The 22,881-nt window shown below is 74.4% G+C and carries 18 protein-coding genes; 8 read left to right on the top strand and 10 right to left on the bottom strand.

Annotated elements, in window-relative coordinates; genetic code table 11:
* The first annotated feature begins 44 nt into the window (after positions 1-44).
* Positions 45-1,112, top strand: a complete 1,068-nt coding sequence (locus ACF068_RS14960; RefSeq protein ID WP_392274645.1) for a LacI family DNA-binding transcriptional regulator — start codon at positions 45-47, stop codon at positions 1,110-1,112.
* A gap of 140 nt (positions 1,113-1,252) precedes the next feature.
* The gene (locus tag ACF068_RS14955; protein WP_392274644.1) at positions 1,253-2,038 is read left to right on the top strand and encodes a sugar phosphate isomerase/epimerase family protein; all 786 of its coding nucleotides are present in this window, start codon (positions 1,253-1,255) and stop codon (positions 2,036-2,038) included.
* Here the strand turns inward: ACF068_RS14955 and ACF068_RS14950 are convergent.
* Positions 2,035-3,042 (bottom strand): EamA family transporter, encoded by a 1,008-nt coding sequence (locus ACF068_RS14950; protein WP_392274643.1) that lies wholly within the window; start codon positions 3,040-3,042, stop codon positions 2,035-2,037. The two genes, ACF068_RS14955 and ACF068_RS14950, sit on opposite strands and share 4 nt — an antisense overlap.
* Positions 3,043-3,131: 89 nt before the next feature.
* On the opposite strand from ACF068_RS14950, the gene ACF068_RS14945 reads away from it, so the two are divergent.
* A complete protein-coding gene (locus ACF068_RS14945) occupies positions 3,132-4,040 on the top strand; it encodes a LysR family transcriptional regulator (protein WP_392274642.1) in 909 nt (302 codons plus the stop codon).
* A 327-nt stretch (positions 4,041-4,367) separates the two neighbouring features.
* Complete coding sequence (locus ACF068_RS14940) at positions 4,368-6,200, top strand: glycoside hydrolase family 3 protein (RefSeq protein ID WP_392274641.1); 1,833 nt, start codon at positions 4,368-4,370, stop codon at positions 6,198-6,200.
* Between the two features lie 114 nt (positions 6,201-6,314).
* On the opposite strand, the gene ACF068_RS14935 is transcribed toward ACF068_RS14940, so the two are convergent.
* The 7 genes from ACF068_RS14935 to speB form a co-directional block, all read right to left on the bottom strand.
* Positions 6,315-7,733 (bottom strand): S28 family serine protease, encoded by a 1,419-nt coding sequence (locus ACF068_RS14935; protein WP_392274640.1) that lies wholly within the window; start codon positions 7,731-7,733, stop codon positions 6,315-6,317.
* A 93-nt stretch (positions 7,734-7,826) separates the two neighbouring features.
* On the bottom strand, positions 7,827-8,234 hold the full coding sequence (locus tag ACF068_RS14930; protein WP_392274639.1) for a hypothetical protein: 408 nt from the start codon (positions 8,232-8,234) through the stop codon (positions 7,827-7,829).
* Between the two features lie 74 nt (positions 8,235-8,308).
* Positions 8,309-8,674, bottom strand: a complete 366-nt coding sequence (locus ACF068_RS14925) for a hypothetical protein (RefSeq protein ID WP_392274638.1) — start codon at positions 8,672-8,674, stop codon at positions 8,309-8,311.
* Between the two features lie 170 nt (positions 8,675-8,844).
* Positions 8,845-12,573, bottom strand: coding sequence for an ABC transporter ATP-binding protein (locus ACF068_RS14920; protein WP_392274637.1), 3,729 nt, complete (start codon positions 12,571-12,573; stop codon positions 8,845-8,847).
* A gap of 147 nt (positions 12,574-12,720) precedes the next feature.
* The gene (locus ACF068_RS14915; RefSeq protein ID WP_392274872.1) at positions 12,721-13,638 is read right to left on the bottom strand and encodes a serine hydrolase; all 918 of its coding nucleotides are present in this window, start codon (positions 13,636-13,638) and stop codon (positions 12,721-12,723) included.
* A 116-nt stretch (positions 13,639-13,754) separates the two neighbouring features.
* The gene (locus ACF068_RS14910; protein ID WP_392274636.1) at positions 13,755-15,437 is read right to left on the bottom strand and encodes a thiamine pyrophosphate-binding protein; all 1,683 of its coding nucleotides are present in this window, start codon (positions 15,435-15,437) and stop codon (positions 13,755-13,757) included.
* A gap of 104 nt (positions 15,438-15,541) precedes the next feature.
* On the bottom strand, positions 15,542-16,522 hold the full coding sequence (gene speB, locus ACF068_RS14905; RefSeq protein WP_392274635.1) for an agmatinase: 981 nt from the start codon (positions 16,520-16,522) through the stop codon (positions 15,542-15,544).
* A 166-nt stretch (positions 16,523-16,688) separates the two neighbouring features.
* Between speB and ACF068_RS14900 the strand changes: the two genes are divergently transcribed.
* The 4 genes from ACF068_RS14900 (at position 16,689) to ACF068_RS14885 (ending at position 20,758) form a co-directional block, all read left to right on the top strand.
* Entirely contained in the window at positions 16,689-18,107 is a 1,419-nt protein-coding gene (locus tag ACF068_RS14900; RefSeq protein ID WP_392274634.1) for a PucR family transcriptional regulator, read from the top strand.
* A 107-nt stretch (positions 18,108-18,214) separates the two neighbouring features.
* Positions 18,215-19,372 (top strand): acyl-CoA dehydrogenase family protein, encoded by a 1,158-nt coding sequence (locus tag ACF068_RS14895; protein WP_392274633.1) that lies wholly within the window; start codon positions 18,215-18,217, stop codon positions 19,370-19,372.
* Positions 19,373-20,275 (top strand): acyl-CoA thioesterase, encoded by a 903-nt coding sequence (locus ACF068_RS14890; protein ID WP_392274632.1) that lies wholly within the window; start codon positions 19,373-19,375, stop codon positions 20,273-20,275.
* Positions 20,276-20,290: 15 nt separating this feature from the next.
* On the top strand, positions 20,291-20,758 hold the full coding sequence (locus ACF068_RS14885; protein ID WP_392274631.1) for a hypothetical protein: 468 nt from the start codon (positions 20,291-20,293) through the stop codon (positions 20,756-20,758).
* 52 nt (positions 20,759-20,810) lie between these two features.
* Here ACF068_RS14885 and ACF068_RS14880 read toward each other — a convergent pair whose 3' ends face one another.
* Entirely contained in the window at positions 20,811-21,578 is a 768-nt protein-coding gene (locus ACF068_RS14880) for a phosphatase (RefSeq protein ID WP_392274630.1), read from the bottom strand.
* 98 nt (positions 21,579-21,676) lie between these two features.
* Positions 21,677-22,786: a pentapeptide repeat-containing protein gene (locus ACF068_RS14875; RefSeq protein ID WP_392274629.1), complete on the bottom strand. Its 1,110-nt coding sequence runs from the start codon at positions 22,784-22,786 to the stop codon at positions 21,677-21,679.
* Positions 22,787-22,881: the final 95 nt, after the last annotated feature.

The raw sequence follows: 22,881 nt of genomic DNA, 5'->3' as shown, positions 1-22,881 counted from the left end.
AGCCCGTACAAGGGGGCCGGTCCGACTCTCCTCGGAGGAACGCGATGACAGTCACCCTGGCCGATGTGGCGGCACGCGCCCGGGTGTCCCCGGCCACCGTCTCCCGGGTCCTGAACGGCAACTACCCGGTGGCCGCCCCCACCCGGGAGCGGGTGCTGCGCGCGGTCGACGAGCTGGACTACGTGCTGAACGGCCCCGCCAGCGCGCTGGCCGCCGCCACCTCCGACCTGGTCGGCATCCTCGTCAACGACATCGCCGACCCCTTCTTCGGGATCATGGCCGGGGCGGCGCAGCAGGCGATCGGCGAGGGCGCGCGGGGCCGGGCGGGCGGCGAGAAGCTGGCCGTCGTCTGCAACACGGGCGGCTCCCCCGAGCGGGAGCTCACCTATCTGACCCTCCTTCAGCGCCAGCGGGCCGCCGCCGTCGTGCTGACCGGGGGCGCGGTGGAGGACCCCGGGCACGGCGCGGCCATGGCGGCGAAGCTGGCCAGGCTCGCGGACGCCGGTACGCGGGTGGTGCTGTGCGGCCGGCCGCCGGTGCCGGCGGCGGGCGGGGCGGTCGTGGCGGCGCTGGCGTTCGACAACCGGGGCGGGGCGCGGCGGCTGACGGAGCATCTGCTGGAGCTCGGCCACCGGCGGATCGGGTACGTCGCCGGCCCGGCCGAGCGCACCACCACCCGCCACCGCCTGGAGGGCCACCGCGCGGCGACGGCCGCGGCGGGGCCGGGCGGCGGGGACCCGGACCGGCTCACCGTGCACGGGCCGTACGACCGGCGCTCCGGGTACGACGCCGCGCTGGAGCTGCTGGACCGCGAGCCGGGCCTGACGGCGATCGTCGCCGCCAACGACACGGTCGCGCTCGGCGTCTGTGCCGCGCTGCGCGACCGGGGCCTGCGGGTCCCGGACGACGTCTCCGTGGCGGGCTTCGACGACCTGCCGTTCTCGGTGGACGCGGTGCCCGCGCTCACCACCGTACGGCTGCCGCTGCACGAGGCGGGCGCGCGGGCCGGGCGGCTGGCGACGGGCACGGAGGCCCCGCCGCCGGGCGGTGTGGCGACGGTCGACGGCGAGCTGGTCATCCGCTCCTCCACCGGCCGCCCCCGCCGCGGCTGACCTCGCGCCGGCCGCGCGGGCCGCGCGGCCGGCGCCGACACGGGGCGGGCGCCGCGCCGGGGGCCGGTCATGACGGGGGGTCCTGCGGGTACGTTCCACGGAGTCGGACCGGACCGCGCCCCACGAAGGAGCTCCAGACCGTGAAGTACGCCTTCTCCACCCTCGGTGTCCCCGGGATGCCGGTGCCCGATGTCGTCCGTCTCGCCGCGGAGAGCGGCTACCAGGGCGTGGAGCTGCGCGCCCACCCCGAGGAACCGGTGCATCCGGGGCTCGTGGGGCACGAGCGGCGCGCCGTGGTGGAGGAGTTCGCCCGGCACGGGGTGGAGGTCCTGACGGTCGCCGGGTACGCGCGGGTGGCGGAGGCCGGTGACGACGAGCCGGTGTACGAGGAGCTGCACCGGCTCCTGTACCTGGCGGCCGACCTGGGCGCGTCGTACGTCCGGGTGTTCCCCGGCGGCGGTGAGCAGGACCCGGCGGAGGCGGACGCGACGGCGGCCCGGCGGCTGGGCGCGGCGGCGGAGGTCGCGGCGGACCTGGGCGTGCGGATCCTGGTGGAGACCCACGACTCGCACCGGACGGGCGCCGATCTGGCCCGGATCGTCGGGGCGGTCGGGCACAAGAACGTGGGCGCCCTGTGGGACGTGATGCACCCCTGGTCGGCCGGCGAGGCCCCGGCGGCGACGCACGCGGTGCTGGCCCCGTACCTCGGGTACGTCCAGGTGAAGGACATCGCCTCGGTGGAGGATCCCGCGCCGCTCCCGCTGGGCGCCGGGGTGCTGCCGCTCGCCGAGTGCCTGGCGCTGGTGGACGACGGGGCCGGTGAGCCCTGGGTGTGCTGGGAGTACGAGAAGCGGTGGTACCCCGGGGCGGCCGGCCTCCCGCCGCTGCTGGCCGCGGGGCGGGAGCACCTGGCCCGCATCGTCTAGCGGGGCCGTGGGGCGGGCCGGCCGGCGGACGTCCCGGAGGCGGGCCGGCCGGTGACGGGCGCGGCCGCCGCGGGCACGGGCACCGGCACGGGCGCGGCCTGGGGCTCAGCCGCGGGCAGGGGCGCCGGCCCGGGCGCGGACGCGGCGGCCCGCCGCCCCGGCCATGACGTCAGCGCCACGCCGCCCACCAGCAGGGCCGCCGCGCACCAGCGGAGGGGGCTCACGGTCTCGCCGAGGAACAGGGCGGCCGAGGACATGCCGAAGACGGGCACCAGCAGCGAGAAGGGGGCGACCGAGGAGGCGGGGTGACGGCGCAGCAGCCAGCCCCAGGCGCCGAAGCCGAACACGGTGGTGATCCAGGCGACGTAGACGATGACGCCCGCGCCGGTCCAGTCGAGCGCGCGCAGCGCGGCCCAGTCCCGCGAGGGGCCCTCCAGCAGCAGGGAGAGGGCGAGGAGCGGGAGGACCGGCACGGTGCTGACCCACACCATGAAGTTCAGTGCGTCGGGCGGGGCCGCCTTGCGGGTCATCACGTTCGACACGCCCCAGAAGGCGGCGGCCGCGACGCACAGCGCGAAGCCGAGCAGGGGCCCGGCGGTGCCCTCGTCGACGGCGGCGACCACGATCCCGCCGAGCGCCACGCCCATGCCGGCCAGCCGGACGCGGCCGGGCCGTTCGCCGAGCGCGGCGAAGGCGAACAGCGCGGTGAAGACCGCCTGGACCTGGAGGACCAGCGAGGACAGGCCCGCCGGGGCGCCCCGGTCCATGCCGGTGAAGAGCAGGCCGAACTTCGCGACGCCGAGCGTCAGTCCGACCCCGACGATCCACTTCCACGCCACCTTCGGCCGGCCCACGAGGAAGACAGCGGGCAGCGCGGCGACCAGGAAGCGGAGGGCGGAGAAGAGCAGGGGCGGGAAGTGGTCGAGGCCGATCTCGATGACGACGAAGTTGACCCCCCAGACGGCGGCGACGAGGGCGGCGAGGGCGAGGTGTGCTGGGCGCATGCGTCGAGCATCGCGAGTGATGACCATGTAGCACCAGCGCGGATCTCTTCATGGTTGGATGAAGCATCGCTAACGGGAGGGGGGCTGTCGTGCTCGATCTCGGACGGCTGCGGGCGCTCCACGCCGTCTCGGTGTACGGGACGGTCGGCGCCGCCGCGGCCGCGCTCGGGTACACCCCGTCCGCCGTGTCGCAGCAGATCGCCAAGCTGGAGCGGGAGACCCGCACCACGCTGCTGGAGCGGCAGGGCCGGGGCGTGCGGCTCACGGACGAGGCGCGCCATCTGGCGGCGACGGCGCGGCAGTTGCTGGCGCTGGTCGAGGAGGCGGAGGTGCGTCTGGAGGAGCGCCGCGGCCTGCCGGCCGGGCGGCTGTCGATCGGGTGCTTCGCCAGCGCGGCCCGGGGGCTGATGCCCCGGGCGCTCGGGGAGCTGGCCCGGCGGCACCCGGCGCTGGACGCCCGGCTGACGGAGGTGGACCCGCACCTGTCGGTCGACCTGGTGGCGCGGGGCGTGATCGACCTGGCCGTGGCGCACGACTGGGACATCGCGCCGATGCCCGCGCCGCCGGGCGTGGAGCAGGCCCTGATCGGCGAGGACCTGTGCGACGTCCTCGTACCGCTGGGGCACCCGCTGGCCGGGCGGGAGGCGGTGCGGCGCGAGGAGCTGACGGGCGAGCGGTGGATCTCGCAGCCGCCGGGCACGGTGTGCCACGACTGGCTGATGCGGACGCTGCGGGCGGCGGGCGGCGAGCCGCACATCGCCCATCTGGCCGAGGAGAACCACACCCAGGTGGCCCTGGTGGCGGCCGGCCTCGGGGTGGCGCTGGTCCCCCGTCTGGGCCGCGGCAGGCTGCCGGACGAGGTCGCCACCGTACGCCTCGATCCGGTGCCCAGGCGGAGGCTGGCGGCGTTGTGGCGCGCGGGGGCGGCGCGGCGGCCGGCGATCACCGAGACGGTACGCACGCTCCAGGACCTGTGGCCGTCCGTCGCGGCCGCGTAACGCCCGTCCCATCGGCACCACTTCGCCGGGAATCGGGCGTTCCGGGAACCTGCCGTCGTCGCCCTCCGTCCAACGGGACGTGCCGCCACCGAGTAGCCGCGGGGCGGTGTGCCGGCCTCGCTTCTGGCGGCGACCGCCGGCTCCCCCTCTCCAGCCGCCCCGCGGCCGGCGGCACGCACCGCCACCGGCGCACCCCTTCCGCGGCGCCGGTGGCGGCCCCGCCCCTTTCCGGCGCGGTGCGTCCAGGTCCTTGACCTGGCAGTTACTTTCCGGCTATCCGTGACTCCTTGGAAGTTTCCTTCATCCGCATGGCCGGAAGGAGCACCGATGCACCACCGCGCCACCGCCGCCTCCCCCTCCTCCCCCTCCAGACGCACCCTCCTCACCGTCACCGCCGCCGCCGCGGCGGCCGCCGCCACCGGGGCCACCACCCCCGCCCGGGCCGACGCGGACGACCGCCGCCTCGCGCGGCTCGTCTCCCGGATGAGCCTGGAGGAGAAGGTCGGCCAGCTCTTCGTCATGCGGGTGTACGGGCACTCCGCCACCGCCCCCGACCAGGCCGACGTCGACGCCAACCTCAAGGAGATCGGCGTCCGCACCGCGGCCGAGCTGATCGCCAGGTACCACGTCGGCGGCGTCATCTACTTCTCCTGGGCGCACAACACCCGCGACCCGCACCAGATCGCCGACCTGTCCAACGGCATCCAGCGCGCCGCGCTCGACCGGTCCGTGCCCGTCCCGGTGCTGATCTCCACCGACCAGGAACACGGCATCGTCGCCCGGATAGGGGAACCCGCCACCCTCATGCCCGGGGCCATGGCGCTCGGCGCCGGCGGCTCCCGCTCCGACGCACGCCGGGCCGCCCGGATCGCGGGCGCCGAGCTGGCCGCGCTGGGCGTCCGCCAGAACTACGCCCCGGTCGCCGACGTCAACGTCAACCCGGCCAACCCGGTCATCGGCGTACGGTCCTTCGGCTCCGACCCGCGGGCCGTCGCGGGCCTGGTCGCCGCCCAGGTCGGCGGGTACCGGCGGGCGGGCGTCGCCGCCACGTCCAAGCACTTCCCCGGACACGGCGACACGTCCGTCGACAGCCACTACGGCCTGCCGACCATCACCCACACCCGTGAGCAGTGGCAGGCCCTCGACGCGCCGCCGTTCCGGGCCGCCATCGCCGCCGGCATCGACTCGATCATGACGGCGCACATCGTGGTCCCCGCCCTCGACCCGGCCGAGGACCCCGCCACCCTCTCCCGCCCCATCGTCACCGGCATCCTCCGGGAGGAACTCGGGTACGACGGCGTCGTCGTGACCGACTCGCTCGGCATGGAGGGCGTCCGCACCAAGTACGGCGACGACCGGGTGCCCGTCCTCGCCCTCAAGGCGGGCTGCGACCAGTTGCTCAACCCGCCGAAGCTGTCCGTGGCCTACGAGGCCGTCCTGGCGGCCGTACGGAGCGGCGAACTCGGCGAGGACCGGATCGATGAATCGATTCTCCGCATCCTCCGCCTCAAGGCGCGGCTGGGCCTCTTCCACCAGCCGTACGTCACCCACGCCGCCGTCGACCGCACCGTCGGCAGCCGCTCGCACCTGGCCGCCGCCGACCGGATCGCCGAGCGGACCACCACCCTGCTGCTCAACGAGGGCGGCCTGCTCCCGCTGGACAGCACCGAGCGGCCGAACCTCCTGGTGGTCGGCGCCGACGTCGCCTCCCCCACCGGCACGACCGGCCCGCCGACCGCCACCCTGGCCGCCGCGCTCACCGAACTCGGCTTCACGACCACGGTCCTGCCCACCGGCACCGCGCCCGGCGGCGCGAAGATCGACGAGGCGGTGGCGGCCGCGGCCGGCAAGGACGCCGTGGTCGTGGGGACGTACAACGTCTCGGCGACGAGCGGCCAGCGCACACTGGTGTCCCGGCTGGCCGCCACCGGCGTCCCCGTCGTCACGGTCGCCATCCGCAACCCGTACGACATCGCCCGCCTCAGCGGCCAGCGGGCCACGCTCGCGACCTACTCCTGGACCGACGTCGAACTCCGCGCCGCCGCCCGGGTCATCGCCGGCCGGGCCCGCCCGGAAGGGCGGCTGCCGGTCCCGGTGCAGCGCGCGGACGATCCGGCCCAGGTGCTGTACCCGGTGGGGTACGGCCTGACGTACCGGTAGCGGGAGGTCCCCCGACCGGTCCGCCCCGGAGCCGGCGCCGCCGGGGGGCGGCGGTGGGCCGCGCGCGCCGCCGGCGAGCGGCGCGCGCGGCCCGGGGCCCGGGGGCCCGCCGGTTCACGGGCGCAGGGCCGGCTCCCGCTCCAGGTCCCGCTTGTCCAGGCGCGGGTCGTACGAGCTCAGCGGCGCGGCGCGCTGCGGGTCGGCCGGGGCGACGCCCGCCCAGGCCAGGATCCGGGCGGTGGCCTTGGTGCGCTCGTCCTCGGTCAGGCCCGCCACGTTGGCACCGTGGTTGGCGCCCGGCGCGGTGAGGACGTAGGAGTCCCGGGCGCCCTTGTCGACGCGGAACCGCTCGGAGCCCCACGGGTCGTTGCCGCCGTACACGAAGAGCATGCCGCGCGCCCGGGTCCGCACCCAGGTGTCGACGTCCCGCATCACCCACGGCTCGAACCGCACCGGGATCTCACGCGGCACGAAGTTCCGGGCCGGCTGGTAGCCGTACCGGGTCAAGCCCTTGAGGTGGGGCTGGCGCAGGCTGGGCGAGCCGAGCTGGGTGGCCGCCTGGTAGTAGTACGGGGTGTACGGCTCCAGGCCCTGGTCGCTGTAGGCGGACCAGCCCGAGTAGGTGTCGATCGTGTCGTACACGGCCTGGTCGGTGGCGGTGGCGGCGTCCGGGACCGAGGCGCAGTCGGCCTCGGTGTGGTACTGCCAGAAGCCCCAGACGAAGTCGAGGACGACCGCCTCGTACGCCTTGTCCAGGCCGCCGACGGTGGTGAAGGTCGCGCCCTCGGCCTCGGCCCAGGCGCGGTACTTCTCCTGGAGCGGCGCGCGGCGGACCAGCGCCTCGCGCTGGAGGGCGTCGAGCCGGTCCCGGCACTCCTTGGTGGACACGGTCGCGAAGAACCGGTCGTACGCCGAATCCTCCTTCTCCACCACGTCGTTGGGGGCGACGTACGCGACGACGCCGTCCATGTCACGGGGGTAGAAGCGCTCGTAGTACGTGGCGGTCATGCCGCCCTTGGACGCGCCGGTGGCGAGCCACTTGCGGTCGTAGACCTTCTTCAGCGCGGTGAAGATCCGGTGCTGGTCGGAGGCCGCCTGCCAGATGTCCAGCTTCGACCAGTCGGCCGGCTGGGGGCGGGAGGGGGTGAAGAAGCGGTACTCCAGGGAGACCTGGTTGCCGTCCACGATGCGGGTCGGCTCGGAGCGCCCGGGGCGGGTGCTGACGGCGTACCCGCTGGTGTGGAACACGGTGGGGCGGGCGGTGTCCTTGTGCAGCAGGGTGAGGCGCTGCTCGAAGGTGCCCTTGGAGCGGTCGCGGTGGTCGACCGGCTGGGTGTAGGTCAGGACGAAGTAGCGGTAACCGGGGTAGGGCTTCTCCTCGACGAGGGTCATCCCGGGGATGGCCAGGATGCGGTCCTTGATATCGGTGGCCGTACCGCTGTCGGCGGTACCGGCGGCGGTGGCCGTGCCGGCCGCGCTCACGGTGCCTATGAGCACCATGAGTGACAGCAGCCATCTGAGCGCCTTGCGCATGCACCCTCCACGTGGGTTCGCTGTGGTCGCCGCGAACCTAGTGGGACCAACGCGCCTGCCGCCAGCCCCTGTTGCGCCGGGCCGGCGGGCGGGTCAGCAGAGGATCCAGCCCGTGGAGGCGCCCTTGCCGGCGACGGCGCCGGACGCGCGGACGCAGCGGTTGAGGGCGTGGACGGTCACGGGACCGGCCTGCCGGGTGAAGGAGCCCGCGTCGACGGCGGCCCGCCCGCCGCGCGGCTGGATGGACACCGACATCACGCGGCGGGCGCCCGGCTTGGCGGCGAGGGTGACGGCGCACGCGTACTGGCGGTTCTTGTACACCCGCAGCTCGCCCGTGCGGAAGGTCATGGTCTTGACGAGGCGTCCGGTGCAGGCGGTGGCCGCCGCGTCGGCGCGCGGGGTCCCTGGTCCGGCCAGGACGAGGAGCCCCGCGGCGACCAGCACCGCGAGTATGTGCACGAGCAGTCGCCCTGTCCCGGCCGTGACCGTCCCATCGAACACGTTCGCTCCTCTTCGCCGTACGTGCGTACGTGCGTACGACGCACCGGGGGGCCGAACGGTTGCCCCGTCCCGGGTCACGCGTGGCTCAGGATCACCATCAGCGCCAGCGCCTCACTGCCGAGCTGGGCACGGAAGGCGCCCTTGCGCACGGTGTCCGTCCACCCGCCCCGGTCGGGCGTGCACAGCGCCACCGCCCACAGCACGGCCGCGGCCAGCGCCCCGTACGCCCACACCTGCCCCGGTACGCCCACGCACTGGTCCCCGCCCTGGAGGACACACCCGGACGCCCGCTCGGAGAACAGCGTGAGGAACCCGACCAGCGCACAGGCGGGCAGGAACGCCACGGCGGCGATGGTGGCGCGCACCCGCACACGGACGGCGGGGCGGGAGGGCGCGGAAGGGCGGGAGGGGACGGAGGGGCGGGCCGGTTCGGTGTTCATGCCCCCATCCCACCGCCCCCGGCCACCGCCCGGATGGGCCCCGCTACTCAGTCCCCCGGGCGCGGGTACTCAACGTCCCGGTCTCCGGCCCCGGCGTCGCGGGGCCGGGGCGGGCGTCGCGGGGCCGGGCGTCCCGGGCCGGCCGGGACCAGGCGTCCCGGGCCCCGGGGTCAGGCGGTGGGGGCCGGGGCCTCGGCGGGGGCCTCGCCGATGAAGGTGCGCCACAGCTCGGCGTACCGGCCGCCACGGGCCAGCAGCTCGTCGTGCGTGCCGTCCTCGGCGACCCGGCCGTGGTCCATCACGACCACCCGGTCCGCGCGGGCCGCCGTGGTGAGCCGGTGGGCGACCACCAGGGTGGTGCGGCGCCCGGCGAGGCGGTCGGTCGCGGCGTTGACCTGCGCCTCCGTGGCCAGGTCCAGCGCGGCGGTGGCCTCGTCGAGCAGCAGCACGTCCGGGTCGACCAGCTCGGCGCGGGCCAGGGCGATCAGCTGCCGCTGGCCCGCCGAGAGGTTCCGGCCGCGCTCGGCGACCTCGTGGAGGTACCCGCCGTCCAGCGTGGCGATCATGTCGTGGGCCCCGACCGCCCGCGCGGCCGCCTCCACCTCCGCGTCGGTGGCCTCCGGCCGCCCGTAGGCGATGGCGTCCCGGACCGTACCGGCGAAGAGGTACGCCTCCTGGGGCACGACCCCCAGCCGGTGCCGGTACGCGGTGAGGTCCAGCTCCCGGAGGTCGGTGCCGTCGGCGGTGACCCGGCCGGAGGTGGGGTCGTAGAACCGCGCGACCAGCTTGACCAGCGTCGACTTGCCGGCGCCCGTCTCGCCGACGAAGGCGACGGTCTGCCCGGCCGGGATGCGCAGGTCCACCCCGCTCAGGGCGTCGCCTTCCCCGTCGCCGACGGCATTCCCGTACCCGAACGACACCTTCTCGAAGGCGATCTCGCCCCGCAGCGAGGGCACCGGCAGGGGCTCGGCGGGGGCCGCCGTGGACGTCTTCTCGCGCAGCAGCTCCTGCATCCGCCCCAGCGAGACGGACGCCTGCTGGTAGCCGTCGAAGACCTGCGAGAGCTGCTGCACCGGGGCGAAGAACAGGTCGATGTAGAGCAGGTAGGCGACCAGCGCGCCGGTGGTCAGCGTCCCGGCCTCCACCCGCCCGGCGCCCACGATCAGCACGGCGGCCGCCGCCACCGACGACAGGAACTGGACGAAGGGGAAGTAGACGGAGATCAGCCACTGGCCGCGCACCCGGGCCGCCCGGTACTCGGCGCTGCGCGCCGCGAACCGCTCCGCACCGGACCGCTCGCGGCGGAACGCCTGCACGATCCGCAGCCCCGACACCGACTCCTGGAGGTCGGCGTTGACGACGCTGATGCGCTCCCGCGCCAGCTCGTACGCCTTCACGCTGGACCGGCGGAAGAAGACCGTGCCGACCACCAGCACGGGCAGCGTGGCGAAGACGACCAGCGCGAGCTGCACGTCGATCACGACGAGCGCGACCATGATGCCGAAGAAGGTCACCAGTGACACGAACGCGGTGACGAGCCCGGTCTGGAGGAACGTCGACAGGGCGTCGACGTCCGTCGTCATCCGGGTCATGATCCGGCCGGTCAGTTCCCGCTCGTAGTAGTCGAGCCCGAGGCGCTGGAGCTGCGCGAAGATCTTCAGGCGCAGCGCGTACAGCACCCGCTCACCGGTCCGGCCGGTCATCCGGATCTCACCGGTCTGCGCCGCCCACTGCACCACCACCGTCGCCAGGGCCAGCCCGGACGCCGCCCACACCGCGCCCAGCGCGGCCTGCTCGACGCCGTCGTCGATGCCGTGCCGGATCAGGATCGGCAGCAGCAGGCCCATGCCGGCGTCGGCTGCCACCAGGAGCAGGCTCACCAGCAGCGCGGCGCCGAAGCCGCGCAGCAGCCGGCGCAGTCCGTACGACTCCTCGGGCGTGACCGCCCGCGCCTCGTCGACCTCCGGGGTGTCCGTCGCCGGCGGCAGCGCCTCGACCTGGGCGAGGAGCTCGGGCGTGGCGCCCGGGGCGGCCGATTCGGCGGCCGGCTCGTTCCGCTCCCACAGCGCGGGCGTGATGCCCCGCTCCGCGTCGAACTCGGCGTCCAGCTCCTCGCGGACCGTGCGGTCCTCGGGCATCTCCAGGGCCGGGGCGTGGCCGGGCGAGACGCCGCCCAGCTCGTCCGGGTCGGTCAGCAGCCGCCGGTAGAGGGCCGAGCGCCGCTCCAGCTCCTCGTGGGTGCCGATGTCGGACAGCCGCCCGTCGTCCAGGACGGCGATCCGGTCGGCGAGGTTCAGGGTGGAGCGCCGGTGGGCGACGAGCAGGGTGGTGCGCCCGGCCATGACGGACCGCAGCGCCTCGTGGATCTCGTGTTCGACGCGGGCGTCGACCGCGGAGGTGGCGTCGTCGAGGACCAGCAGCCGCGGGTCGGTGAGGATGGCGCGGGCGAGGGCGATGCGCTGGCGCTGGCCGCCGGAGAGGGTCAGGCCGTGCTCGCCGACCGTGGTGTCGTAGCCGTCGGGCAGGTCGCCGATGAAGCCGTCCGCCTGGGCGGCCCGGGCGGCGGCGCGGATCTCCTCGTCGGTCGCCTCCGGCCGGCCGTAGGCGATGTTGGCCCGGACGGTGTCGGAGAAGAGGAAGCTGTCCTCCGGTACGAGGCCGATGGCGGCCCGCAGCGAGTCCAGGGTCAGCTCCCGCACGTCGTGGCCGCCGATGAGGACGGCGCCGCGCGTCACGTCGTAGAACCGCGGCAGGAGCAGCGAGACGGTGGACTTGCCGCTGCCCGAGGAGCCGACGACGGCGACGGTCTCGCCGGGGCGGATCTCCAGCGAGAAGCCGTCGAGGACCGGGCGTCCGTCCTCGTACGCGAAGGAGACGTCGTCGAACTCGACGCTCGCGGGGGCGCCGGCGGGCAGCTCCTTGGTGCCGTCGTCGATCACCGGCTCGGTGTCGATGAGCTCCAGGACCCGCTCGACGCCGGCGCGGGCCTGCTGGCCGACGGTGAGGACCATGGCGAGCATCCGGACCGGGCCGACGAGCTGGGCGAGGTAGGTGGAGAAGGCGACGAACGTGCCGAGGGTGATCTGGCCGCGGGTGGCCAGCCAGCCGCCGAGAGCCAGCATGGCCACCTGCCCGAGCGCGGGGACGGCCTGGAGGGCGGGGGTGTAGCGGCTGTTCAGTCTGATGGTGCGCATCCGGCCGGCGAACAGCTTGCGGCTGGCCCGGCGGATCTTGCCGGTCTCCTGCTCCTCCTGGCCGAAGCCCTTGACCACGCGTACGCCGGTGACGGCCCCGTCGACCACGCCCGCGACCTGCGCGGCCTGTGCCTGGGCGTACCAGGTCGCGGGGTGCAGGCGGGTGCGGCTGCGCTTGGCGACGACCCACAGGGCGGGGGCGACGGCGAGCGCGACGAGAGTGAGCGGCAGCGACAGCCACGCCATGACGACGAGGGAGATCAGGAAGAGCAGGAAGTTCCCGATGGTCATCGGGAGCATGAAGAGCAGGCCCTGGATGAGCTGGAGGTCGCTGGTGGCGCGGCCGACGACCTGCCCGGTGGACAGCTCGTCCTGGCGGCGGCCGTCGAGCCGGGTGATGGTCCGGTACATGTCGGTGCGCAGGTCGTGCTGTACGTCGAGGGCGAGGCGGCCGCCGTAGTAGCGGCGGACGTACGTCATCACGTACACGGCGACGGCGGCGGCGATCAGCAGTCCGGTCCAGACGGCGAGGGAGCGGGTCCCGTCGCCGATGACGTCGTCGATGACGACCTTGGTGATCAGCGGGACCAGCGCCATGACGGCCATGCCCCCGAGGGACGAGCCGAGCGCGAGCACCACATTGCGCCGGTACCGCCAGGCGTACCCGGACAGCCGTCGTGCCCATCCTTGCTCTGCCGCCACCACGTGGTGCCTCCCGTTCCGACCTCTGGTCAGATGACCTGATCTTCCGGAAGGCACCAACGCGGGCGCGGACGGATTTCATCCCTCCGCAATGATCGGCCCTTGGTCCTAGGACCGCGGCCGGAGCCGCGGCGGTGACGCGGCCGGGGGTCAGCGGGTGGCGGTCACCAGGTCCTGGGCGGCGCGGCCGGGCACGGCCGGGACGGCCTCCTGCGGGGCGGCGGGCGGGACGAAGGAGTCGCTCCGGGCGGCCGTCGGGTTGAGGTCGGCGTGGACCACCCGGGCGACGGCCTGGATGGTGTTGATGCCGTCCTGCATCGCCGCGTTGTCGTGCGTGAGCACGGTGAGCTGGTAGTTGTGCGCGGTGCCGGTGAAGGCGCCGATGGAGTGCACCCGCCAGCCGTGGGTGGCCCGCGGCAGCCAGCCGTTCTTCACGTGGACCTTCGCGGTGGCGGGCGCTCCGGCGGGGGTGCCCCAGCGCTGCGAGGGGATGACGGCGTTCATGAGCTGGAGGATGTAGCCGCGGGAGGCGTCGGTGAGGACGGTGTTCTTCGCGGTGATCAGCGCCAGCAGCTTCTGCTGGTCACGGGCGGTGATCTGGGTGAGCCCCCAGTAGCCGCCGGACCCGGGGACGGTCCTGGTCATGCCGGCCGCGGTCAGGAAGCCCTTGACCTTGGTGACGCCGAGCTGCTTCCACAGCGCGGTGGTGGCGTCGTTGTCCGACTTTGTGATCATGGCGGTGGCGCGGGACTTCTCGGTCGCCGTCAGCGCCCGCTTCGTCTTCTGCGCGTCCCACAGGAGGGTGGCGAGCACGGTCGTCTTGACCACGCTGGCGGAGTCGAACTGGGTGTCGGGCCGCAGGACGCAGCTCGTCCTGGTGATCCGGTCGTTCACCAGGATCGCGGTGGTGGACTTGCGGCCGGCGAGGGCGGCGTTGATGTCCTTGACCAGCTTGGCGGCGAGACCCGCCTTCTGGGACGTGCACGCCACGGCCGGCGTCACGGCGGCGGCCGGGGTGGCGGTGGCGGCGGTCGGCAGCAGTACCCCGAGGGCGACCGCGGCGCACACGGCCCCGCGCCGGCGGCGGGATATGGAGAGTCGGTTCACGCATCAGATGACCCGGCAGCGCGCGAAAAGTTGTACGTGCGGGGACCATCGGTTCGACGGGACCCGCGCGACGTCCGTCACAGGTGCGTCGGCGCGAACATCCTGAGCCGGGCCGGCAGCACGACCACCGAAGGCCCGGGCGCGGCAAGGGCCTTGGCGAGGTCGCCGGCCAGCGCCTCCGGAGTGGTCCGCACCGCCGGGACGCCGAACGACCCGGCGAGCGCGACGAAGTCCGGACCGGTCAGCTCGGTGCCGGTGGCCTCGCCGAAGGCGTCCGTCATGTACTCGCGGAGGATCCCGTAGCCGCCGTCGTCGACGATCAGCCAGGTGACGTCCAGCCCGTACTGCCGGGCCGTGGCCAGCTCGGCGATCGAGTACATGGCGCCCCCGTCGCCGGAGACCGCCAGCACCGGACGGGTGGGGTCGGCCGCCGCCGCGCCGAGCGCCGCCGGGAAGCCGTAGCCCAGGCCGCCGGCGCCCTGCGCGGAGTGCATGGTGTTCGGGCGGCGGGCGTCGAAGGCGGACCAGGCCCAGTAGGCGAGGATCGTCATGTCCCAGAAGCTGGGCGCGTCGTCCGGGAGCGCGGCACGAACGGCGGCCAGCACCTCCCGCTCCAGGGCCAGGTCCTGGCCGTCGATCCGGTCCCGCACCCGGTCCAGCACCGTACGGACCCGGACGGCGGCCGTGTCGTCCCGCCGCTCCTCCACGGTCTCCAGCAGCGCGGACAGCGCGAGGCGGGCGTCGGCGTGGATACCCAGGGCCGGATGGTTGGCCTCCAGCTTGCCGGCGTCCGCCTCGATCTGGATCACCCGGCCGCGCGGGGCGAACGTGTGGTAGTTCGACGACAGCTCGCCGAGTCCGGAGCCGACCACCAGCAGGACGTCGGCGTCCTCCAGGAAGTCGGTGGTGTGCCGGTCCTCCAGCCACGACTGGAGGGACAGCGGATGTTCCCAGGGGAAGGCCCCCTTGCCGCCGAAGGTCGTCACGACGGGCGCGGCGATCCGCTCGGCCAGGGCCCGGAGCTTGCCCGAGGCGTCGGCGCGCACGACACCACCGCCCGCGACGATCGCCGGCCGCTCCGCGTTCGCCAGCAGGTGGGCGGCGAGCGCGGTGAGCTCCGGACGGGGCGGCAGCTCCTCGGGGGTGGCGTCCACGCCGGTGACCACCGGCAGGACGGTCTCCGCCACCAGCACGTCCTGCGGGATCTCCACCCAGACCGGGCCGTGCGGCGCGGTCAGCGCCGACTCCCAGGCGGCGGCGATCGCCGAGGGGATCTGCGACTGCGCCCGCACCGTGTGCACCGACTTGACGACGTCCCGGAACGAGGCCTGCTGGTCGCGCAGCTCGTGCAGGTACCCCCGGCGCCCGCCGCCCAGCCCGGCGACCGGGACCTGGCTGCCGATGGCGAGCACCGGCGCGCTCGCGGCCGCCGCCTCCTGGAGCGCCGCCAGCGACATCAGGGCGCCGGGGCCGGTCGACAGCAGCAGCGGCGCGGCCTCACCGGTGATCCTGCCGTACGCGTCCGCCGCGAAGCCCGCGTTGTTCTCGACGCGCAACCCCACGTACCGCAGCGTCGAACGGCGCAGCGCGTCGAACACGCCGAGCGCGTGCTGGCCCGGCAGCCCGAACACCGTGGTGGCCCCCAGCCCGGCCAGCGTCTCGACGACGAGGTCCCCGCCGGTGCGGCCGGCCGGCGGGTTCAGCGCGGCCGCGGTCTGCGCGGGGGTGGGCCGCAGCACGAGGTCGTGGTCGTGGGTCACGGTGTTCCTTTCGGGCTCGGTTCTCCTCCGGGGCGCGCCGGGCGTGCGGGCCGAGGGGCTGGACCTCATGGTTCCGTACCCGCGGAGCCCGGCGCGCCGGGGGCCTACTCCGCGGCGGAGGCGCGCTGCGCGGCGATCTGGCGGGACATGATCGTCGTGAGCTCGTACGCCGTGTGGGAGGCGGCGACCGAGGTGATCTCGGCGTGGTCGTACGCCGGGGCGACCTCGACGACGTCCGCCGAGACCAGGTTGCAGGAGGCCAGGCCGCGCAGGATCTCCAGCAGCTCGCGGGAGGTCATGCCGCCCGCCTCGGGGGTGCCGGTGCCGGGGGCGTGGGCCGGGTCGAGGCAGTCGATGTCGATGGAGATGTACAGCGGGCGGTCGCCGATCCGCTGGCGGAGCTGGTCGGCGATCTCGTCGGCGCCGCGCCGGTAGACGTCGGCCGAGGTGACGATGCCGAAGCCCATCTTCTCGTCGTCGGTGAGGTCCTGCTTGCCGTACAGCGGGCCGCGCGTACCGACGTGGGAGAGCGCCTCGGTGTCGAGGATGCCCTCCTCGACGGCCCGGCGGAACGGGGTGCCGTGGGTGTACTCGGCGCCGAAGTAGGTGTCCCAGGTGTCGAGGTGGGCGTCGAAGTGGAGCAGGGCGACCGGGCCGTGCTTCTTGGCGACCGACCGCAGCAGGGGCAGGGCGATGGTGTGGTCGCCGCCCAGCGTCATCAGGCGGGCGCCGGTGCCGAGGAGGTCGTCGGCGGCGGCCTCGACGGTCTCGACCGCCTCGTTGATGTTGAACGGGTTCACGGCGATGTCGCCGCCGTCCGCGACCTGGGCGAGCGCGAAGGGCGAGGCGTCCTGCGCCGGGTTGTAGGGGCGCAGCAGGCGGGACGCCTCGCGGATGGCGTTGCCGCCGAAGCGGGCGCCGGGGCGGTAGGAGACGCCGGAGTCGAAGGGCACGCCGATGACGGCGACGTCGGCGGTGCCCACCTCGTCGAGCCGCGGCAGCCGGGCGAACGTCGCGGGACCGGCGTACCGCGGGACGCGGGACGAGTCGATGGGGCCGCGCGGCGTCTCGGGGGTGCTGCTCATGATCGGTTGGCCTTCTTTCGGTCGTCTCGTACTGCTGGTGCCGGTATGCACGGGTGTGCACTGCTTCGAGTGTGCATGGCCGGTCGGAAAGACCGTAGGTGGCCGGGACGCGACGCTGAAGTGTACGTTTCCTCCATTGTTCGCCCGCTGTATGGAGGAAGCGTCCATGACGGACCCCGTCGCCGGGCCGGCGCCCGCCCCACCGGCGCCGACCGTCCCGCTGAGCGCGCTGCTCGCGCGGGAGGACCTGGGCCTGCGGCTGATCGCCGGTCCGGCGGAGGCCGAGGTCCACTGGGTGCACGCCTCGGAGATGGCCGACCCCTTCCCGTACCTGCTGGGCGGCGAGCTGCTGATGACGGCGGGGATGCAGTTGTCCGACCCCGAGCGGTACGTGCGGCGGGTCGTCGAGGCGGGTGCGGCGGCGCTCGGTTTCGGCGTGACGCCGGTGTACGACACGGTGCCCGGGGAGCTGGTCGCGGCCTGCGCCCGGCACGGGCTGCCGCTGCTGGAGGTGCCGCCGAGGACGCCGTTCGCGGCGGTGGGGCGCGCGGTGTGGCGGCTGATGGCGCAGGCCCGCCACCGGGAGCTGCGCCGGGTGACGGAGGCCCAGCAGTCGCTGGCCACCGCGGCGGCACGGCCCGACCCGGTGCCCGCCGTGCTGCACGCGCTGGCGTCCCGGCTGGCGGGGCGGGCGGTGCTGTACGCGCCGGACGGGGCGGAGTACGCGGCGGCCGGCCGGCCCCCGGAGCCCCGGGTCGCGGCGGCCCTCGCCCGCCTGGCCCGGGTGCCGCACACGGGCTCGCGCCCCGCGTCGGCGGCGGACACCGTGGGCGGGGCCCATCTCGCCGCGTACGCCCTGGGGGGCGGCCAGGGCCTCACCCTGGGCCTCGCCACGGGGCGCCGGGAGGCGGGCGACCACACGATCGCGGGCGTGGCGGTGGTCCTGCTGTCGCTGCTCACCGCCCCGCACCAGGGCGCCGACGAGGCCACGCGGTCCACCGCCCTGGTACGCCTGCTGCTGGGCGCGGCTCCCGGCGAGGTCGCCCCGCTGCTGGGTGACGCCCCGTGGACCGTGGTGCACGCGCGCGGTGAGGGCGCCCCGCCGCACGTCCCGCCGCCGCTGGGCACGCCCCTGGTGGACGTCCGGGAGGGGACCGTACGGGCGCTGTTGCCGGCCGGGCGGGAGGTCGCCCCGCACCCGGGCTGGACCCTGGGGGTGAGCGCCCCGGTGGAGCCCGCGCAGCTTGGAGCAGCCGACGTCCAGGCGGCCCGCGCCCTCGGCCGGGCCCGGGCGGCGCACCTGCCGCTGGCCCGGCACCGCGCCGGCGGCCTCGGCGCCCTGCTGGACCCGGACGAGGCGGCCGCGTACGCGCGCGGGCTGCTGGCCCCGCTGACCGAGCCTCTGCCGGAGACGCTGCGGGCGTGGCTGTCGCTGCACGGCAACTGGGACCGCACGGCCACCGCCCTCGGGGTGCACCGCAACACGGTCCGGCAGCGGATCGCCCGGTGCGCGGCGCTGCTGGACGCGGACCTGGACGACCCGGAGGTGCGCATGGAGCTGTGGTTCGCGCTGCGGTGGTTGTGACGTGAACGACCCTGGACAGCCGCGGTGACTGCCCGGTAACTTCGTCTGAGCAAGCGCTTAGCCAGATCCAGCGCGACCGTAGCCAGCGACACCACGAGGAGGCGTCCGTGCGCCGTACCGTATTCGACGAGGACCACGAGGCGTTCCGGGAGACCATTCGCGCCTTCATCGAGGCCGAGGTCGTCCCCGTCTACGACGAGTGGTTCGCGGCGGGCCAGGCGCCGCGCGACTTCTACTACAAGCTCGGCGAGCTGGGCGTCTTCGGCATCAACGTGCCGGAGGAGTTCGGCGGCGCGGGTCTGGACACGCACAAGTTCGAGGCCGTCCTGTACGAGGAGACCTCGCGCGCGGGCGTCCAGTTCGGCGGCTCCGGCGTGCACGTGCTGCTCGCCCTGCCGTACATCAAGATGCTCGCCACCGACGAGCAGAAGAAGCGCTACCTGCCGAACTTCGTCTCCGGCGAGGAGATGTGGGCGCTGGCGATGACCGAGCCGGGCACCGGCTCCGACGTCGCGGGCATGAAGACCACGGCCAAGCTCTCCGAGGACGGCACGCACTACGTCCTCAACGGCGCCAAGACCTTCATCACCGGTGGCGTCCACGCCGACCGCGTGATCGTGTGCGCCCGTACGTCCGCCCCCAGCGAGCAGGACCGCCGCTTCGGCATCTCGCTCTTCGCGGTGGACACCAAGTCCGAGGGCTACTCCATCGGCCGCAAGCTCGACAAGCTGGGCCTGAAGACCTCCGACACCGCCGAGCTGGCCTTCGTCGACGTCAAGGTCCCGGTCGAGGACCTGCTCGGCGAGGAGGGCAAGGGCTTCTACTACCTCGGCCACAACCTGGCCTCCGAGCGCTGGGGCATCGCCTTCGGCGCGTACGCGCAGGCCAAGGCCGCGGTGCGGTTCGCCCAGCAGTACGTGACCGAGCGCACGGTCTTCGGCAAGCCGGTCGCCCACTTCCAGAACACCAAGTTCGAGCTGGCCGCCTGCCAGGCCGAGGTGGACGCCGCCGAGGCCGTCGCCGACCGCGCCCTGGAGGCCCTGGACGCGGGCGAGCTGACCCCGGCCGAGGCCGCCAGCGCCAAGCTCTTCTGCACCGAGGTCGCCCACCGCGTCATCGACCGCTGCCTCCAGCTCCACGGCGGCTACGGCTACATGAACGAGTACCCGATCGCCCGCCTGTACGCGGACAACCGTGTCAACCGGATCTACGGCGGCACCAGCGAGATCATGAAGTCGATCATCGCCAAGTCGATGGGTCTGTAAGTGCCCGAGGCTCTGGACGCCCTGCTCGATCTGCTCGACCTGGAGCGGATCGAGCAGGACATCTTCCGGGGCGTGTCCCGGTCGGCCCTCGTCCCGCGCGTCTTCGGCGGCCAGGTGGCCGCGCAGGCGCTGGTCGCGGCCGGCCGGACCGTACCCGAGGACCGTCCCCCAAGCTCTCGGCTTCGCTCGAGCAGGGGGGTCCCCCACGCCCACTCCCTGCACGCGTACTTCCTGCGCGCCGGGGACCCGGGCGCGCCGATCGTCTACACCGTCGACCGCATCCGGGACGGCCGGTCCTTCACCACCCGCCGGGTCGTCGCCGTCCAGCACGGGCAGCCGATCTTCCACCTCTCGGCGTCGTTCCAGACGTACGAGGAGGGGCTGGAGCACCAGGCGGAGATGCCGGCCGCGCCCGACCCCGAGAGCCTGCCGACGGCCGCCGAGATGCTGCCGCGCCACCTGCCCGCGGACGTCGCCGACCGGCTGATCGAGGCGCGGGCGGCGGTGGACCTGCGGTACGCGGAGGTGCCGCCGTGGGGCAGCGTCGGCGAGCCGCGCGAGCCGCGCTCCCAGGTGTGGTTCCGGACCAACGGCAAGCTCGCCGACGACCCGCTGCTGCACGTGTGCCTGGCGACCTACGTCTCCGACATGACGCTGCTCGACTCGGTCCTCCTCGCCCACGGGCGCGGCGGCTGGGCGGTCGGTGACGTCGTCGGCGCGTCACTGGACCACGCCATGTGGTTCCACCGCCCCTTCCGGGCGGACGAGTGGCTCCTGTACGACCAGGAGTCCCCCTCCGCCTCGGGCGGCCGCGGCCTGGGCCAGGCCCGCATCTACACCCAGGACGGCCGGCTGGCCATCTCCGTCATCCAGGAGGGCGTGGTGCGCGTCCCGCGCGGGTGAGGTTTCCTTGGCGTCATGGAGACACTGACGGGGGGAACGGCCCTGGCCCTGGCGGGAGTTCTGCTCGGCACCCTGGGCACGCTGGTGGGCCAGCATCTGGCGACCCGGGTCGAGAACCGCCGCCACCAGTGGGAGCGGGCCGCCACCGACCGCGCGGAGCGCAAGGCGGCCATCATGGACTTCCTCGGCTCGGCGCAGCGGATCGAGCTGGTCCTCGACAGCAGGAGCCTCGGCCTGTCGGACGCGTGCGGCACCGACGAGGAGGCGCTGCACGACCTCTGGCTGGCGACGAAGGCCGTCGAACTGGTCTGCGCTGACGGGACGGCACTGGCCGCCCAGGAGTACGCCGAGGCGCTCCACGCGCGCGTGCGGGGCGGCACCGGGAGCCCGGCGGTGCCCGCCAAGCGGGAGCGGCGGGCCGCGTTCATGGAGGCCGCCCGCGGTGAGCTGAGCGGCCGCCGGAAGCGGGCGGTCACCGGCTGAGCGGCCGCCGGAAGCGGGCGCTCACCCGCTGAGCGCCCGGCGCCGCCCCGTCTCAGAGCAGCCCGGCCGCGTCCAGCAGGTACGCCGTCATCGGCTCGTAGTAGCGCGGGTCGACGACGTGGTCGTCGAGCGGCACGGTGACCTGCATGGTGCCCTCGGCCTCGCCGATGAACAGGGCGGGGTCGTTGCAGTCGGCGTACCCGACCGAGTCGATGCCCCGCTGGCCGGCGCGGCCCGCCCAGCCGTGGTCGGCCACGACCAGGTCCGGCTGGACGTCCAGGTGGTCGAGGATGGCGTTCATCGGCTCCGGCGAGTGGGTGTGCCACAGGCTGGCGCCCCGCTCGAAGACCGCGACGCCGGCGAACTGCACCACGTACCCCTCGTCGGCGACGAGCCCGCCGGGGATCCGCACGATGTCGCAGCCGGCCGCCCGCAGCGCGGCGGCGGTGCTGCTGTGCACGTCCAGCAGCGCGCCGGGGTGCCCGGTGGCGAACAGCACCCGCTGCCGGCCGGCGGCGGCCTTGCGCAGCCGCGCGGCCATCCGCTCCAGGCCGTCGACGGTCAGCTCCGGGTCGATGGTGTCCTGCCCGGCCCGGTGCGCCGGATCGTCGTTCACCCCGCACCGCTCGGCCATCACGGCGAGCACGTCCTGCTCGTCGGTCCACCGGTCGCCCAGCTCCAGGCCGAGCCAGTAGTGGCGGTCGCCGTTCGCGAGCTTGCGGTAGTGGGAGAGGTTGTTGTCGCGGGGCGTGGCGACGTCTCCGGCGATCCGGGTGCGGACGAGGTGCTCGACGAGGGCGGCGCGGCTGGGTATCGGCATGGCCCCATTGTGCCGCGCCGCCACCGTCGGTGGCCGCGTCATTCCGCCCCGTGGACGTGGCGCGCGCCTCAGGCCCGCCGGGGGCTCGCACCTGTCGGTCAGCGAAGGGACGCCGGGAGGCCCTTGGCGCCGGTGAGCTTCGCTCCCGCGAGGCGGGCTCCGGACAGCTTCGCCCCGGTGAAGTCGGCCTTCCTGAGGTCGGCCTTCCGGAGATCGGCTTTGGCGAGGTTCGCCTTCGTGAGGTCGGCGCCGGTCAGGATGGCACTGCGAAGGTCCGCCCCCGCGAGGTCGAGCCCGGTGAGCTGCGCCCGGGAGAGGTCCGCACCCCGCAAGGTGGCGCACGATCGCACGACGCGCTCGGTGGCCGGGCTGGCCGGCGCGTCGACGCTCCCGATGAACATCGTGCCTGTCCAGCACAGGATGGCCTTGGTCAGATTCGCCTCCGCGGCAACCGCCCCGGCCAGATTGGCGCCGGTCAGGTCCGTGCCGGTCAGATTCGCGCACGTGATGCCGCACACCCAGCTCTTGCTGAGGTTCGCGTACGTCAGATTGGTTTGGCGCAGGTCCGCCCCGTCCAGGGAAGCGCCGCCGAGATCCGCCTGGTTCACAGACGCCTCGCGCAGGTCGGCTCCGTCCAGAGTCGACTCACGGAGATCTGCCCCGTCCAACGGTGTGCCGCGCAGAGTCGCACCGCCCAGAACGGCCCCGCGCAGTTTCCCGGAGGAAAGGTTCACGCCGCTGAGGTTCGCTCCCGCCAGCATCGCTCCGCCCCAGCGGACGGCCTCGGCGCCCTGGTGCGCGGGCTTCCACCCCCTCAGGTCCGCACGGCTCAGGTCCACGATCGCCTGCCGTCCCGCCACGGACGGGCGCCTGAGCAGGACCGCCATCGCGGCATCGACGTCTGTGGAGACGGGCTTCTGCGCCGCGCCGGCCCTCACCGGGGCGTGCCGGCGCACGTACGCGGAGACGACCGAGACCACCGTGGGGTGGTCACGAGCGGAGTCGTGCATGAGGCGCTCCAGCGCGTAGAGCCCGCCCAGGCGCACGTCCTCGGAGTCCGAGCCCAGGTTGCTGATGGCCGCGTTGAACCTGCTGGTGACCTGGCCCTGCTCGCCGAGCCGGAGTTCCTTGTTCGCCTGCCCCACCTGCATCCAGGTGAACAGGAGCGCCGCCAGCGCCGCGAACCCCGGCAGGCTGAGGAGCAGCAACGAGATCCAGGCGGTCCCGTCACGGCCCGCCGGGCGCTCCGCACCGGTGGGGTGCCGGCGCCGCTTCCGGCGCCGGCTCGCAGCCCGCCGGTGAG

It is taken from the genome of Streptomyces sp. NPDC016309 (genome assembly GCF_043077235.1).
Classification (GTDB): Bacteria; Actinomycetota; Actinomycetes; order Streptomycetales; family Streptomycetaceae; genus Streptomyces.
The sequence above is the reverse complement of the archived record's forward strand: the minus strand, read 5'-3'. Positions and strand labels throughout refer to the sequence as shown.

Bases quoted from the DNA above. Each gene is read 5' to 3' on its own strand.
- ACF068_RS14960 (WP_392274645.1), top strand. From the start codon at position 45: ATGACAGTCACCCTGGCCGATGTGGCGGCACGCGCCCGGGTGTCCCCG.
- ACF068_RS14940 (WP_392274641.1), top strand. From the start codon at position 4,368: ATGCACCACCGCGCCACCGCCGCCTCCCCCTCCTCCCCCTCCAGACGC.
- speB (WP_392274635.1), bottom strand. From the start codon at position 16,522: ATGAGCAGCACCCCCGAGACGCCGCGCGGCCCCATCGACTCGTCCCGC.
- ACF068_RS14950 (WP_392274643.1), bottom strand. From the start codon at position 3,042: ATGCGCCCAGCACACCTCGCCCTCGCCGCCCTCGTCGCCGCCGTCTGG.
- ACF068_RS14885 (WP_392274631.1), top strand. From the start codon at position 20,291: ATGGAGACACTGACGGGGGGAACGGCCCTGGCCCTGGCGGGAGTTCTG.
- ACF068_RS14900 (WP_392274634.1), top strand. From the start codon at position 16,689: ATGACGGACCCCGTCGCCGGGCCGGCGCCCGCCCCACCGGCGCCGACC.
- ACF068_RS14935 (WP_392274640.1), bottom strand. From the start codon at position 7,733: ATGCGCAAGGCGCTCAGATGGCTGCTGTCACTCATGGTGCTCATAGGC.
- ACF068_RS14925 (WP_392274638.1), bottom strand. From the start codon at position 8,674: ATGAACACCGAACCGGCCCGCCCCTCCGTCCCCTCCCGCCCTTCCGCG.
- ACF068_RS14880 (WP_392274630.1), bottom strand. From the start codon at position 21,578: ATGCCGATACCCAGCCGCGCCGCCCTCGTCGAGCACCTCGTCCGCACC.